This window comes from Arthrobacter sp. SlRoot2-15 (genome assembly GCF_059739345.1).
On record NZ_AP046058.1, the window covers coordinates 1,368,258 to 1,380,859 of the forward strand.

Below are 12,602 nucleotides of genomic sequence, written 5' to 3' on the forward strand. Positions count from 1 at the left end.
CGGGTCAAGGTCCGGGTCCCGGACACGGCCCGCCCCTAGGGCAGGCCTAGTTCGGGCCCCTGCCCTCGGCATAGGCTGGGGCCCATGACTGTTCAGCCAGCCCTGCACCGCCAGCTCTGTTCCGTGGCCGCCCCCACCCAGGTGTGGCTCGACGCCGACGGTCGGCTGGGCGGCGGCGCGCCCGCCGCACCCGGCACGGGCGCCACTACCGGCGCCGGCGAGTGGTTCACCGGGCTGCTGCACGGGGACACCCGGATGCTGTGCCGGGCCGAGGTGACGGTCAACGGCTTCGCGCCTGAACCGGCCACGGTGGAGGCCTGCCCCGGCGGTGTGCTGAAGGTCCGCGGGCTGGTGCGCGGGATCGAGGGCCCCACCGAGGATCCCGCCGTCGAACTCCTGCAGACCTGGACCGTCACACCCGGCGCCGTCCGCGTCGCGCTGCGCCTGAGCACCTCGCTGGAGGCGGTGGACGCCGAGATCGAGGTGCGGCTGGCCGCGGACTTTACCGACATGGCCGCCATCCGGCTCGGCCGCTACCGCGAACCGCTGCAGCCCACCGCGGCGGACGCGTCCACCCTGCGCTGGAGCGAGGACGGCAGGACCCTGACCGTGGCCGCGCCGGGACGGGTCGGTCCCGGCGAACGGCTCAGCTGGCTCGGCACCGCGGGCCGCGGCAGGCCGCTGGAAGCGGAATGGCAGGCCGTGCTGACCGACAGCGGGGACGCCGTGGTGGCCGCGCCGCTGCCGGCCGCCCGGCGTCTCCGGGCCGCGCCGGAGGGGCCGCTGGGCCTGCTCCTGGACAACTCACTCGACGAACTCGACGGGCTCCGGCTCGCCACCCGGCAGGCCCCGGACGCTCCGTTCCTGGCCGCCGGGGCACCCTGGTACTTCACGCTGTTCGGCCGGGATTCGCTCTGGGCGGCCCGGATGCTGCTGCCGCTCGACGCAAGCTTGGCCGCCGGGACCCTGCGAGCCCTCGCAGCACACCAGGGCACCAAACCCGACCCCGCCGCGGCCGAGGGGCCGGGCAAGATCCTGCACGAACTGCGGGCCAAGGAACTCGTGCTCGAAAGCCAGGCGCTGCGGCTTCCGCCGGTGTACTTCGGCGCCGTGGACTCCACCCCACTCTGGCTTTGCCTGCTCGGCGAGCTGGGCCTCGCCGGTACGGACGACGGCGCGGTCCGCTCCCTGCTGCCCAGCGCCGCCCGTGCCGCAGAGTGGCTGCTGGCGGCCGGCGCAGCTGCGGGAAATACGGCCAACGGCGGATTCCTCAGCTACCAGGACACGTCCGGGCACGGCCTGAGCAACCAGGGCTGGAAAGACTCCCGGGACGCCATGCAGTTCAGCGACGGCCGGCAGGCGGACGGCCCGATCGCCCTCTCCGAGGTGCAGGGCTACGCCTACCAGGCAGCCGTGCAGACGGCGGACCTGTTCGACTCCTATGGCGAACCGGGAGCTAAGGAGCTGCGCGACTTCGCGGCGGCGCTAAAGCAGAACTTCCGCGAGCGCTTCTGGGTGCAGGACGACGCCGGCAGCTTCCCGGCCATGGCACTCGACGGCCACGGCGAGCCGCTGGACATCCCGGGGTCCAACATGGGGCACCTGCTGGGCACCGGAATCCTCGACGCCGCGGAGGCGCGGCTTGTGGCGGACCGGCTGCTGGGCCCGGAGCTGTTTTCCGGCTACGGCCTGCACACCCTGTCCCGGCAGGCGGCGGGGTTCTGGCCCTTCAGCTACCACTGCGGCTCGGTCTGGAGCCACGACACCGCCGTCGCGGTCCGCGGCCTGCTCGGCGAGGGATTCACCGCCGAGGCGCGGGTCCTCGCCGAGGGCCTGCTGGCGGCTTCCGGCGCGTTCGGCCACCGGCTCCCGGAACTCTTTGCCGGGGTCACCGCGGCGGAGTCCGGGCGCGCGGTGCCGTATCCGGCGTCGTGCCACCCGCAGGCCTGGTCCTCGGCCTCGGCCGTGGTCATCGCCCAGGCATTCGGCGTCGAGTTCTAGGCCGCCGGGACTGCCTTCCGCGCGTCCCGCAGGCCGTCCACCAGGACCACAAGGCCCGTCACGGCGACGGCCAGCCCCAGCGAGGCCACCACGTCCGTCAGCCAGTGGTAGCCGAGGTAGAGCCGGCTGAACGCGACCAGCAGCGTTCCAATGGCCGCCCCGGAGAACGCCAGCACCGCCGTCGAACGGCGCACCGTCCGCACCCCGCCGCGCCCCATCAGCAGGTACACCAGCACCAGCAGGAACACGCCGGTCCCGAACGTGTGGCCGGACGGGAAGGACAGGGCATCGTCCGGGCCCATGAGGAAGTCGGCGGCCGAGGGCCGGGCGCGTGCGATCTGGTGCTTGATCAGGGTGGACGCGCCAAAAGTGGCCGCCATGGCTCCGAGGAGCAGCGCCGGCCGCCAGATTTCGCGTTTCCGGACGGCCCAGCCGAAAGCCAGCAGTCCCCCGATGACCGCCATCCAGGTCGGCGAGGTGACCGTGCTGACCGCCGCCAGGATCGCCGTGGCGACGGGCGCCCGACCCGCGACGAAGGCGTCGTGGACCCCGCCGTCGACAAGCGCGAGCCCGGAGTTCGTCTGCACCGCGGCCAGCATCAGCCAGAAGACCGCCTCGCCGGCGACCAGCAGTCCGGCGGCGGCAAAGAACGCCGTGCGCTGGGAGCGCACGGCGGGCAGGGAGCCCAGTGGCTGCCCAGGATGGGTGGTAGGCATCGGCCTACTATGCCAGTCCAGCCTGTCGGTAGCCCGGACGGTTACTGGGAAGTCGCTGAAGGCCCCGGGTCGGGCCGCCGTTTCTGCGGGTACGGCGTTTCAAAGCGGGCCAGCATCTCCACAAAGCCCGCGATCTTGCGCTCCCGCGTGGCCGGCTGCTTGACCGCGTTGGTCCGGTAGATCAGCGCGAACCGGTTCACCGAGGTCAGGACGTCGAACATGGCCTGCGCCCGCGGTTCCGCCGCGATGGCCGCGGCGAGATCCTCCGGCACCTCCGCGGTGGCCTGTCCCGAATAGGCCGCCTCCCAGCGACCGTCCGCCTTCGCGCTCTCGACGGCGGCCCGCCCGGCCGGGGCCATCCGCCCCTCCGCCTCCAGGCGGCCGATGCGCTCCACGTTCCGGGCCGACCAGACGCTTTTCGGGCCGCGGCGGGTCATCCGCTGGTAGGAAGTCTCGGCGTCGCGGCGCCGGCCCTGGCCGTCGATCCAGCCGAAGCAAAGGGCCTCCTGCAGGGCGGCCTCGTAGTCCAGCTCCGTCACCGAACCGCCCTTCTTGTGCAGCACCAGCCACACCCCCGGGCTGTCCGCGTGGTGCGCTTCCAGCCAGGCGCGCCATTCTGCGGCGTCGTTCACCAGCAGTTCCCTTAGCTCAGCAGCCATGGCACCATTGTGCTCCCGGCCCCGAACCATCAGGGAGATCCCCATGCTGCGTGTCCGCCCCATCCACTTCACCTCCCGGCCCGACCAGTGGGAGCGCCTGCTGGAGGATCTGGGCATGGTCAAGACCGTCGACGAGCCCGCCTGGCGGGAGTTCGACGCCGGCGCCGGACGCCTCGCGCTGCACGTCGTCGAGGCCGGCTCGGCGGAGGACGGCACCACGGCGTTCGGCGTCGAAGTCGGCGACCTCGCGGAGTTTGCCCGCCGGACCAACGAGGCCGGCGGGGGCACCGCGCCCGGCACCACCGCCGAGGTCATCGAGGCGGACCACGGCCCCTCGTGCCGGATCACCGCCGCTGACGGGTTCAGTTTCCTCGCCGACCCCGCCACCCGCGCGCCGGACGGCACCTGGGCCGGCTCCGCGGAGGCGGACCCGGATCTCGCCGTCGTGGGCGTCTGGTTCGCCGCGGATCCGACGGCGGCGGCCCGGACACTGCGGGACATCGGCGCCCGCCCGCGCCCGGTACCCGGCGCGGCCGGGAGCGGCAGCGCCTACGCGGACGCCGTGGAAACGGAGGCCTTCACGGCGAAGAACGGCGGGGTGCTGATGGTCGGCACCGCCGGGGCTGACGCGCGAACCGGAAGCGCCGCGCTGGGCTTCGAATACGGCGGCGACCTTGAGCTGCTGCGGGAACGGCTCGCCGGGGCGGGGCACGAGGTGGCGGTGGTGGAGGAGGCGCCCGTGGCGCTCCTGCACGTCGGCAACCCCGACGCCGGCGGTGCGGCCGCCCACGCCCTCTGGATCTCCGCAGCCGCCGCCGGTGGCCGACCCGTGTGACCACGCCCGGCGCCCGGGGATGCGGTAGAACTTAACCATGAACGTTCGCACTCCCGACCCCAATCCCGGCTGGCTCTCCGACGACGATCTTTTCGAGGCCCGCGGCCGGCTGCCCATGGTCTACGTCGAGGCCGTCCCGGTCCGACTGGACCCGCTCGGGTTTGTGAACGAGGTCGGCACCCTGCTGCAGGCCGACGAGGACGGAACCATGGTCCGCTCCCTGGTCTCCGGCCGGGTGCTGTACCGCGAGACCATCCGGGCCGCCCTGCTGCGCCACATGGAAAAGGACCTCGGCCCGCTCGCATTCCCGCAGCTCCCGATCAGCCCGGTCCCCTTCACGGTGGCTGAATACTTCCCGTCCCCCTCGCACACCGGCTTCACGGACGACCGGCAGCACGCCGTCGCGCTGGCCTACATCATCCCCGTGACCGGCGAATGCTCGCCTCGGCAGGACGCCCTCGAGCTGACCTGGATGACGCCGGAGGAAGTCATGAGTTCGGACGTTCAGCTGGAATTCAGCGGCGGCCGTGGCGCGCTGATCCGCCAGGCGCTGGCGTTCGCGGGTGTGGGCCACTAGGGGCCTCCGCCCCGGGCCGCCGGAACCGCTGGGACGCCCGGAGCACCCCGGCGTCCCCGACTTCGCGCGTCGGCCTTTGTAGACTGGTGAGCGGACCGAAAGAGAATTTAAGGATTCCAGATGACCCACCCCACAGCCTCCCTGAACTACAGCGAACGGCAGGCGGGATCTCTGCGGACCGGGGATCTCCTGCTCCTGCCCGACGCCGAACGCACCGCCGAGATCGTGCGCGTGGACGTCGACACCGACGATTTCGGTTCCCCCGCCATCGTCCGCGCCACCCTCACCGGGGGCGGCGTGCTGCGGATCGCCGCCGGCTCCGTGGTCCTGGTCCTGGACCCCGTGCCGGACTCACCGGAAGCTTCCCCCGCCGACACAATCCCCGCGGACAGCGCGGATGCCCCGGCTGACTCCCCGGCCGATTCATCGGACGACGGCGGCCCCGGACTGCAGCTGGTTGAGCACCTTCCCGCCGGCGACGGCGGCCCGGAGGCGGCTCCCGCCGTCGTTATCCCTCCCCCGCCGGTGGCCCCGCCGGTGGCCAGCGGCCCCAGCGAAGCGGACCTGGCCCTGATCCCGGCCGCGGAGGGAACCCCCGAGTCGGTCGTGGAGGCCGCGGCCGAAGCGCATCCCGATGCGCTGGGGGTGTTGCTGCTCAGCGACCGGCTCACCAAGGGCATCAACACCAAGTCCGGCAGTTGCCTCAAGGACCTCAGCGACCTGGCCCATGAACTCTTTGTGGTGCTCAAGGACGCCGAGAACGCCCTCGCCGTCGCGGACCTGCTCAACGTGCTCCCCTTCGACGGCAACCCGGGCCGCTGGGCCTCGGTGGAGGCATCCCTGGCACTGGCCAGCTACATTTGCCGCCAGCGCGGGGAAGAAGAACGCGCCGAAGTCTACGAGAAGTTCCTCCGGGCGCCGGACGAGATGGAGACGGACCCGTTCAAGGCCCGGATCAACGCCAAGGTGCGCCAGCGTTCCCTCAACGAGCCGAACCTGTACGACAAGGAAATCTTCCGGGCGATCGACAACTCCAACCCGGACGCCGAACGCGAGTGGCGGCTGCTCCGGCTTGAGGCGCTGCTCTTCCTGCGCGCGCACGGCGGCTCCCAGACCATCGGCGGCCCCGAACTGGAGCGGCGGATCGGCAACGAGCTCGAGTCGGTCCGCGCCTGACCGTTTGGCCCTACCCCGCCGCCGTCGCGCGTTGTAGATTCACCCCATGACGAACAATCTCAGCGTGGTGATCAACTCCGACGCGCCGCAGGTCTGGACGATGTTGCGCGAACCCGCGAAGGTGGCCCAGTGGCACGGCTGGGAGGCCGAGGACCAGGCCGCCGAGATCAACGCGATCTACTTCGGCCCCAACGTGGTCGAGAGTGCGGACCATACCTCCCTCGTCGTCGACGGCGGCGACATCTTTACCCTGAAACCGGTCCCTACCGGCACGGAAGTCAGCGTGACGCGCGCGGCCATCGACCATGACTCGGAGTGGGCGGCCTGGGACGAGGACATCACCCAGGGCTGGCTGACGTTCCTGCACCAGCTGCGGTTCGCCCTGGAGCACCACCCGCACGGCAAACGGCGGACGTTCTTCTTCTCGGTCCCCGGCACCGGGGGCTCCGCGATCGACAAGCTGGGCCTGTCCGACGTCCCCAAACCCGGCGAGCCGTATGCGCTCACCCTGGCGACGGGCGAGGAAATTTCGGGCAAGGTCTGGTTCCGCAGCAACCACCAGGTGGGCCTGACGGTGCACAGCTACGCCGAGCACGGCGACGGACTGGTGATTGTGGCGGACCAGCCGGTCATCCCCGACGTCCGGCCCGACGGCGGCTCGCTGGCCATCGTCTCGACCTACGATCTGGGCGCGCACAAGCTCGAGACCATCCGCGGCCGCTGGGATGACTGGCGGGCTGAGAACTACCCCACATCGGACCCGCTGCACTAAGGCTTCCGCGGTGTTAGCTGGCACACTTGAACGGTGCCAGCGAATCCTGACTTTGCGTCCGTACCCCCTGCCCCTGCCCTGCAGGCCGAGTTCTCCTTCCGGGTGGGCAAGCGCCTGAGCGAAACGTGCGCGCCGTCGGGCTCCCATGTTGCCGAAAACGGCGGGGAATTCTTGGGCCGCACCGGCACCATCACCACCCCGCACGGCGAGATCCAGACCCCGGCGTTCATCGCCGTCGGCACCAAGGCCACCGTCAAGTCCGTGCTGCCGGAGTCCGTCGCCGAGCTCGGCGCGCAGGCCGTGCTGGCCAATGCGTACCACCTGTACCTGCAGCCCGGCGCCGACGTCCTGGACGAGGCCGGCGGGCTGGGCGCCTTCATGAACTGGCGCGGCCCGACGTTCACGGACTCCGGCGGGTTCCAGGTGATGAGCCTGGGCTCCGGGTTCAAGAAGGTCATCGACATGAAATCGGTGGACACTTCGGGGCCGGACGACGCCGTCGCCCCCGGCAAGGAACGCCTGGCCCACGTGGACGAGGGAGGCGTGTGGTTCAAGAGCCACCTCAACGGCGACCGGCACCGGTTCAGCCCCGAAATCTCGATGGACGTCCAGCACCAGATCGGCGCGGACATCATGTTCGCGTTCGACGAGCTGACCACGCTGCAGAACTCCCGCGGCTACCAGGAGGAGTCCCTGGAACGCACCCGCCGCTGGGCCGAGCGTTGCATCACCGAGCACTTCCGGCTCACGGAGGAGCGCGTGGGGAAGCCATACCAGGCCCTGTTCGGCGTCATCCAGGGCGCCCAGTACGAGGACCTGCGCCGCAAGGCCTGCCGGGATCTTGGCGCCATGAACTTCGACGGCTTCGGCATCGGCGGGGCGCTGGAGAAGGAGAACCTGGGCACGATCGTGCGCTGGTGCAACGAGGAATTGCCGGAGAACAAACCGCGGCACCTGCTGGGCATCTCCGAGCCGGACGACATCTTCACCGCGATCGAGAACGGCGCGGACACCTTCGACTGCGTCTCCCCCACCCGGGTGGCCCGCAACTCGGCGTTTTACCACCCGACCGGCCGGTACAACCTCTCCGGGGCCGTGTACAAGCGCGACTTCGGCCCACTGCAGGAGGGCTGCGACTGCTACGCCTGCCTGAACTACTCCCGGGCCTACATCCACCACCTGTTTAAGGCCAAGGAAATGGTCTCGGCCACCCTGATCTCGATCCACAACGAGCGCTTTGTGGTGAAAATGGTCGACGACGCGCGCCGCGCCATCGAGGACGGCACCTTCTTCGAGTTCAAGGCCGAGACCCTGGGCCGGTACTACTCCTAGGCTTCTGTCGGGGCTCAACCGGGCGCGAACCCTGGGAGGGGCTCCTAGCTGCGTCGGCTATCCTGACCGGATGTTTATCGAGATTCCTGCTGCTGACGGCCCAGCCGAGGCCCTCGTGGCCCGTCCTTCGACCGGCGAGGGCCCCTTCCCGGGCGTCATCCTCTACATGGATGCCTTCGGCCTGCGCCCGCGTATCCAGGAGATGGCCCAGCGCATCGCGGACTGGGGCTACGTCGTCCTGGCCCCCAACGTCTTCTACCGCGAGGGGACGGCAACGGAACTGGCCCCGGCCGGGGACATGACTACCCCGGAGGACCGCGAGGCCGCCGGCGCCGCGGCGTTCCCCCGGGTCGGGCGACTCACGAGCGACAAGGCCGTCCCGGACATCGACGCCTGGCTGCGTGATCTCCGCGAGCTCGACGGCGTCGCGGACGGCCCCATCGGCGTCACCGGTTACTGCATGGGTGCACGCCTCGCCGTCCGCACCGCCAACGCCCACCCGGATCAGGTGGCGGCGTGTGGCGGCTTCCACGGCGGCGGCCTGGCTACCGACGAGCCGGACAGCCCGCACCTGGGGCTCGGAAACGCGCGTGCCACCTTCGTCTTCGGCCATGCGGACCAGGACCGGAGCATGGACGCCGACGCCGTCGCGCGGCTCGGCACGGCGCTCGACGCTGCCGGGCTGACCGCCAGCAACACGATTTACGACGGCGCCCCGCACGGCTACTCGATGGCGGATACTTCGGCGTTCCACCCGGAAGCCACCGAACGGCACTTCCGCGAGCTCCGCAACCTCCTCGACGGGACACTCAAGGCCTGACGAGGCGCCGCATCCGCGCGCGGCGCGATGCCTCGGGGGCGCCGCTCCATCCCCCCGTTTCGACGGGAGGGTGCGGGCTCGACGTAGGGCAACGTCGACCGGGCACGGAACCGTCGAATCGGCGTTGTCCACATACCGGAAGGGTGGCCGTGGCGGCAGGGCTGGGCGGTTGACACTGGTCCCATGCTCCCTGAACTCCCCGCAGCTCCGAATCTCTGGCGCACGGACCAGCTCCTGGCGGCCGGGCTCAATACCCGGGCCATCGCACGGCTGGTCCACGGCGGCGCGCTCGTCCGGCTGCGCCGGGGCTGCTACGCCCGCGGGGACTGGTGGCAGGGCCTGAACGGCGCCGCCCGACGTCGGCAGCTGATTTCCGCGCACGCGCTGGGGACGCTGACGACGTCGCCGGGAGGGTTCGTCTACAGCCACGTCTCAGGTGCCAGCCTCCACAGACTGCAGCTCTGGAAGGTCGATGACCGTGTGCACCTCACCCAGAAAGGCAGCCCGTCGGGGATTTCGCACGGGCGTGACGTCGTGGCCCACACCCGCCGCTTGGACGCCCGCGAGATCTGCTTGGTCGACGGGCTCCCCTGCACATCCCTAGAGCGCACGGTGGTGGATTGCTGCCTGATGTTCACCGTGCCGCAGGCGGTGATCCTGATCGATCACGCGGCCCGGCTGGGAGCGGATCTTGGCCTGCTCCGCGCCCGGTGTGATGCCCTTGCCGGCCGCAACGGGGTGGTGGCGTTGCGCCGGGCACTCGAACTGGCTGATCCCCGCTCCGAATCGGCCGGCGAAAGCCTGACGCGGGAACTGCTGCACAGGGTCGGGATTAGGCCACCGGACTTGCAGTACCCCGTCTGGACTCCCCACGGGGAATACCGGCTGGATTTTGCCTGGCCCGAGTGCAGGGTTGCCCTCGAGTTCGACGGCAGGAGCAAGTACTTCGACTACCGGCCCACCGCAGAGGTCCTCTTCGCGGAGCGGCAACGCGAGAAGGCGTTGACCGAGCAGGGCTGGTCGTTCCTCCGCATCGAGTGGAAGCACTTGTTCAACGAAGTGGAGTTCAAGTACCGGGTCCTGCGGGCGTTGAACCGCGGCGCAGGGGCTGATTCGTCGCCGTTTCGACGGCCCGCTACCGGTTAGACGCTTCGCAGCGTCGAGTGGGCACGGGGCCGTCGAAACGGCGGCGCGGGGATCCGGGGCGTCCGAGCCCTACCGGCGCGAGGCGTCCACGAGGTCCTTGTCGTCGTCCCGGCGGCCGTCGCCCGTCGCAGTCGCGGCGGCGGCTGGCTCCCAGGCGTGGCCCTGTTCGTGGTCCAGGTGCGTGGACTTCTTGTTCTTCAGCGCGAAGATGTAGACCAGCAGCGAGATGGCGATGGCCACGGTGACGTAGGTGAAGAACAGCTCCTCCTGGCCGGACTTCTGCAGCGCCGCGCCGATCAGCGGGACGGTGCCGCCGAAGAGCGAGTTGGCGATCGCGTAGCCCAGGCCGACGCCGAGCGCGCGGATGGAGGCCGGGAACAGTTCGGCCTTCACGAGGGCGTTGATCGAGGTGTAGCCGCCGACGATCAGCAGGCCGCCCATCATCAGCAGGAAGGCCGTGAGCGGGTCCTTCGTGCCGGCCAGGGTGGAGAGCAGCGGCCAGGTGAACAGCACACCGGTGATACCGAACCAGAGCAGCAGCGGCTTGCGGCCCACCTTGTCCGAGATGATGCCGTAGACCGGCTGGAGCAGCATAAAGATGAACAGTGCCCAGAAGTTGATCACCGATGTGTCGGTCTTGGCGATGCCGGAGGTGTCATTCATGAACTTCAGGATGAAGTTGGTGTACGTGTAGAACGCCACGGTGCCGCCGAGGGTGATGCCGATGCAGATCAGCAGGGGCTTCCAGTAGCCGGTGAACAGGAGCTTCATGGTGCCCGGCTGCGCTTCGCCGGCCTGTGAGGGGGCCTTGGCGGCCTCGAGCTGTTCGGCCGAGACGGTCTCTTCCATGGAGCGGCGCAGCCATAGGACCACGAGGGCCGCGACGCCGCCGATCGCGAACGGGATCCGCCAGCCCCACTCGCCGAGGTCTGCCTTCGGCATCACGTTCTGCAGGATCACCAGGACCAGCAGGGCCAGCATCTGGCCGCCGATGAGCGTGACGTACTGGAAGCTGGAGAAGAATCCGCGGCGCTTGGAGGTGGCGGCCTCGGACATGTAGGTGGCGCTGGTGCCGTACTCGCCGCCCACGGAGAAGCCCTGGATCACGCGGATAAGGACCAGGAGGATCATGGCCCAGAGGCCGATCACGTCCTGGGTGGGGAGCACCGCGATGGCGAAGGAGCCGGCGGACATCATTGTCACGCTCAGCGTCAGCGCCGCCTTGCGGCCGCGACGGTCGGCGTAGCGGCCGAAGAACCAGGCGCCGATCGGGCGCATCAGGAACGACGTCGAGAAGACCGCCATCGCCTCGAGGCCGGCCTGCAGCTCGTCCTTGGAGTTGAAGAAGTGCGCCTGGAAGTAGGCCGCGAAGACTGTGTAGACGTACAGGTCATACCACTCGACGAGGTTGCCTGCCGAGCCTTTGAGGATGTTGCCGACGGCTTTTCGGGTCTGGGCCGCTTCGGACAGTTGGGTGCTCATCAATGAACCTTCCTGGATCCGGCGTCGCAAGGGAGCAACACCGTCCGCCACCGTAGTCCCCGTGATCCAGAACACCCGGGTTTTGGTCATATTGGTCATAAGCACAATGCGGGCGGGTTTCGGCGGCTGGCAGGATGGGTTCATGACTTCTTACGCCGTGGACAACGTGACCTCCGACGCCAGCGCCCACCCCGCCGTCGCCCTGACCATCGCCGGCTCCGAGGCCACCGGCGGCGCCGGCGCGCAGGCGGACCTGAAGACCTTCCAGGAGCTCGGCGTGTTCGGCATCGCCAACCTGACCTGCATCGTGTCCTTCGACCCGAAAGACAACTGGAACCACCGCTTCGTCGCTGTGGACGCCCAGGTCATCGCCGACCAGCTGGAGGCGACGACGGCGGCGTACGGCGCCGCGTCCGGCGCGCCGTCCGTGCTGGACACCGTGAAGATCGGCATGCTGGGCAGCCCGGCGACGATCTCCACGGTGGCGTCCGCGCTTACCGGCGGTCAGTTCGCCCACGTGGTGCTGGACCCGGTGCTGATCTGTAAGGGCCAGGAGCCGGGCCACGCCCTGGACACCGACCAGGCACTCAAGGCGCAGATCCTGCCGCTGGCCACCTTCGTCACGCCCAACCACTTCGAGGCAGAGTCGCTTTCCGGCCTGGAGATCACCGACGTCGAATCCCTCAAGGCCGCGGCCGTCCGCATCCATGAGCTCAGCGGCGCCGCCGTGCTCGCCAAGGGGGGCGTGCGGCTGGAAGGACCCGACGCCGTCGACGTTTACTACGACGGCGAGACGCTGGAAGTTCTCTCCGCACCCAAGGTGGGCGAGGTAGCCGTGTCCGGCGCAGGCTGCTCGCTGGCCGCCGCGGTAACCGCCGAGCTGGCCAAGGGCGCCACCCCGCTGGAGGCCGCCCGCACGGCGAAGGACTTCGTCACCGCGGGGATCCGGAACCGGGTGGCCTCGGGCGCACCGTTCGACGCACTCTGGCAGGGCGGCCCGCGCTAGCCCTTCCTTCCTTCCCCGACGCTCCCTCACCTCCGGCAGCTCCCGCCCGCACGCTCCCTCATGCGCTGAGGGAGCGTCCG

General features: G+C 70.0%; 12 protein-coding genes. 9 read left to right on the forward strand and 3 right to left on the reverse strand.

The genetic code is table 11. From position 1 onward, the window contains the following. Positions 1-84 precede the first annotated feature (84 nt). Entirely contained in the window at positions 85-2,001 is a 1,917-nt protein-coding gene (locus AC6I9V_RS06160) for a glycogen debranching N-terminal domain-containing protein (RefSeq protein WP_497898720.1), read from the forward strand. Here the strand turns inward: AC6I9V_RS06160 and AC6I9V_RS06165 are convergent. Beyond that, on the reverse strand, positions 1,998-2,717 hold the full coding sequence (locus tag AC6I9V_RS06165; protein WP_497898721.1) for a phosphatase PAP2 family protein: 720 nt from the start codon (positions 2,715-2,717) through the stop codon (positions 1,998-2,000). The two genes, AC6I9V_RS06160 and AC6I9V_RS06165, sit on opposite strands and share 4 nt — an antisense overlap. Before the next feature lie 41 nt (positions 2,718-2,758). Then, positions 2,759-3,376, reverse strand: a complete 618-nt coding sequence (locus AC6I9V_RS06170) for a YdeI/OmpD-associated family protein (protein ID WP_497898722.1) — start codon at positions 3,374-3,376, stop codon at positions 2,759-2,761. 43 nt (positions 3,377-3,419) lie between these two features. Here AC6I9V_RS06170 and AC6I9V_RS06175 point away from each other — a divergent pair, with 43 nt between their 5' ends. The 7 genes from AC6I9V_RS06175 (at position 3,420) to AC6I9V_RS06205 (ending at position 10,034) form a co-directional block, all read left to right on the forward strand. After that, positions 3,420-4,211 (forward strand): VOC family protein, encoded by a 792-nt coding sequence (locus tag AC6I9V_RS06175; RefSeq protein ID WP_497898723.1) that lies wholly within the window; start codon positions 3,420-3,422, stop codon positions 4,209-4,211. Between the two features lie 37 nt (positions 4,212-4,248). After that, the gene (locus AC6I9V_RS06180; RefSeq protein ID WP_146335855.1) at positions 4,249-4,788 is read left to right on the forward strand and encodes an NUDIX hydrolase family protein; all 540 of its coding nucleotides are present in this window, start codon (positions 4,249-4,251) and stop codon (positions 4,786-4,788) included. Between the two features lie 120 nt (positions 4,789-4,908). Further along, positions 4,909-5,964 (forward strand): DUF6707 family protein, encoded by a 1,056-nt coding sequence (locus AC6I9V_RS06185; protein ID WP_497898724.1) that lies wholly within the window; start codon positions 4,909-4,911, stop codon positions 5,962-5,964. 46 nt (positions 5,965-6,010) lie between these two features. Further along, positions 6,011-6,736 (forward strand): SRPBCC family protein, encoded by a 726-nt coding sequence (locus AC6I9V_RS06190; protein ID WP_497898725.1) that lies wholly within the window; start codon positions 6,011-6,013, stop codon positions 6,734-6,736. A gap of 33 nt (positions 6,737-6,769) precedes the next feature. Further along, the gene (gene tgt / locus AC6I9V_RS06195) at positions 6,770-8,068 is read left to right on the forward strand and encodes a tRNA guanosine(34) transglycosylase Tgt (RefSeq protein ID WP_497898726.1); all 1,299 of its coding nucleotides are present in this window, start codon (positions 6,770-6,772) and stop codon (positions 8,066-8,068) included. A gap of 70 nt (positions 8,069-8,138) precedes the next feature. Beyond that, positions 8,139-8,888: a dienelactone hydrolase family protein gene (locus tag AC6I9V_RS06200; protein WP_497898727.1), complete on the forward strand. Its 750-nt coding sequence runs from the start codon at positions 8,139-8,141 to the stop codon at positions 8,886-8,888. A 183-nt stretch (positions 8,889-9,071) separates the two neighbouring features. Continuing rightward, a complete protein-coding gene (locus tag AC6I9V_RS06205; RefSeq protein WP_497898728.1) occupies positions 9,072-10,034 on the forward strand; it encodes a type IV toxin-antitoxin system AbiEi family antitoxin domain-containing protein in 963 nt (320 codons plus the stop codon). 69 nt (positions 10,035-10,103) lie between these two features. Here the strand turns inward: AC6I9V_RS06205 and AC6I9V_RS06210 are convergent, their stop codons facing one another. Next, entirely contained in the window at positions 10,104-11,516 is a 1,413-nt protein-coding gene (locus AC6I9V_RS06210; protein ID WP_497898729.1) for an MFS transporter, read from the reverse strand. A 142-nt stretch (positions 11,517-11,658) separates the two neighbouring features. On the opposite strand from AC6I9V_RS06210, the gene AC6I9V_RS06215 reads away from it, so the two are divergent. After that, a complete protein-coding gene (locus AC6I9V_RS06215) occupies positions 11,659-12,522 on the forward strand; it encodes a hydroxymethylpyrimidine/phosphomethylpyrimidine kinase (protein ID WP_497898730.1) in 864 nt (287 codons plus the stop codon). Positions 12,523-12,602 lie beyond the last annotated feature (80 nt).

Excerpts from the sequence above, each read along its gene's own strand:
- AC6I9V_RS06160 (WP_497898720.1), top strand. The coding sequence starts at position 85 with ATGACTGTTCAGCCAGCCCTGCACCGCCAGCTCTGTTCCGTGGCCGCC.
- AC6I9V_RS06165 (WP_497898721.1), bottom strand. The coding sequence starts at position 2,717 with ATGCCTACCACCCATCCTGGGCAGCCACTGGGCTCCCTGCCCGCCGTG.
- AC6I9V_RS06170 (WP_497898722.1), bottom strand. The coding sequence starts at position 3,376 with ATGGCTGCTGAGCTAAGGGAACTGCTGGTGAACGACGCCGCAGAATGG.
- AC6I9V_RS06175 (WP_497898723.1), top strand. The coding sequence starts at position 3,420 with ATGCTGCGTGTCCGCCCCATCCACTTCACCTCCCGGCCCGACCAGTGG.
- AC6I9V_RS06180 (WP_146335855.1), top strand. The coding sequence starts at position 4,249 with ATGAACGTTCGCACTCCCGACCCCAATCCCGGCTGGCTCTCCGACGAC.
- AC6I9V_RS06185 (WP_497898724.1), top strand. The coding sequence starts at position 4,909 with ATGACCCACCCCACAGCCTCCCTGAACTACAGCGAACGGCAGGCGGGA.
- AC6I9V_RS06190 (WP_497898725.1), top strand. The coding sequence starts at position 6,011 with ATGACGAACAATCTCAGCGTGGTGATCAACTCCGACGCGCCGCAGGTC.
- AC6I9V_RS06200 (WP_497898727.1), top strand. The coding sequence starts at position 8,139 with ATGTTTATCGAGATTCCTGCTGCTGACGGCCCAGCCGAGGCCCTCGTG.
- AC6I9V_RS06205 (WP_497898728.1), top strand. The coding sequence starts at position 9,072 with ATGCTCCCTGAACTCCCCGCAGCTCCGAATCTCTGGCGCACGGACCAG.
- AC6I9V_RS06210 (WP_497898729.1), bottom strand. The coding sequence starts at position 11,516 with ATGAGCACCCAACTGTCCGAAGCGGCCCAGACCCGAAAAGCCGTCGGC.
- AC6I9V_RS06215 (WP_497898730.1), top strand. The coding sequence starts at position 11,659 with ATGACTTCTTACGCCGTGGACAACGTGACCTCCGACGCCAGCGCCCAC.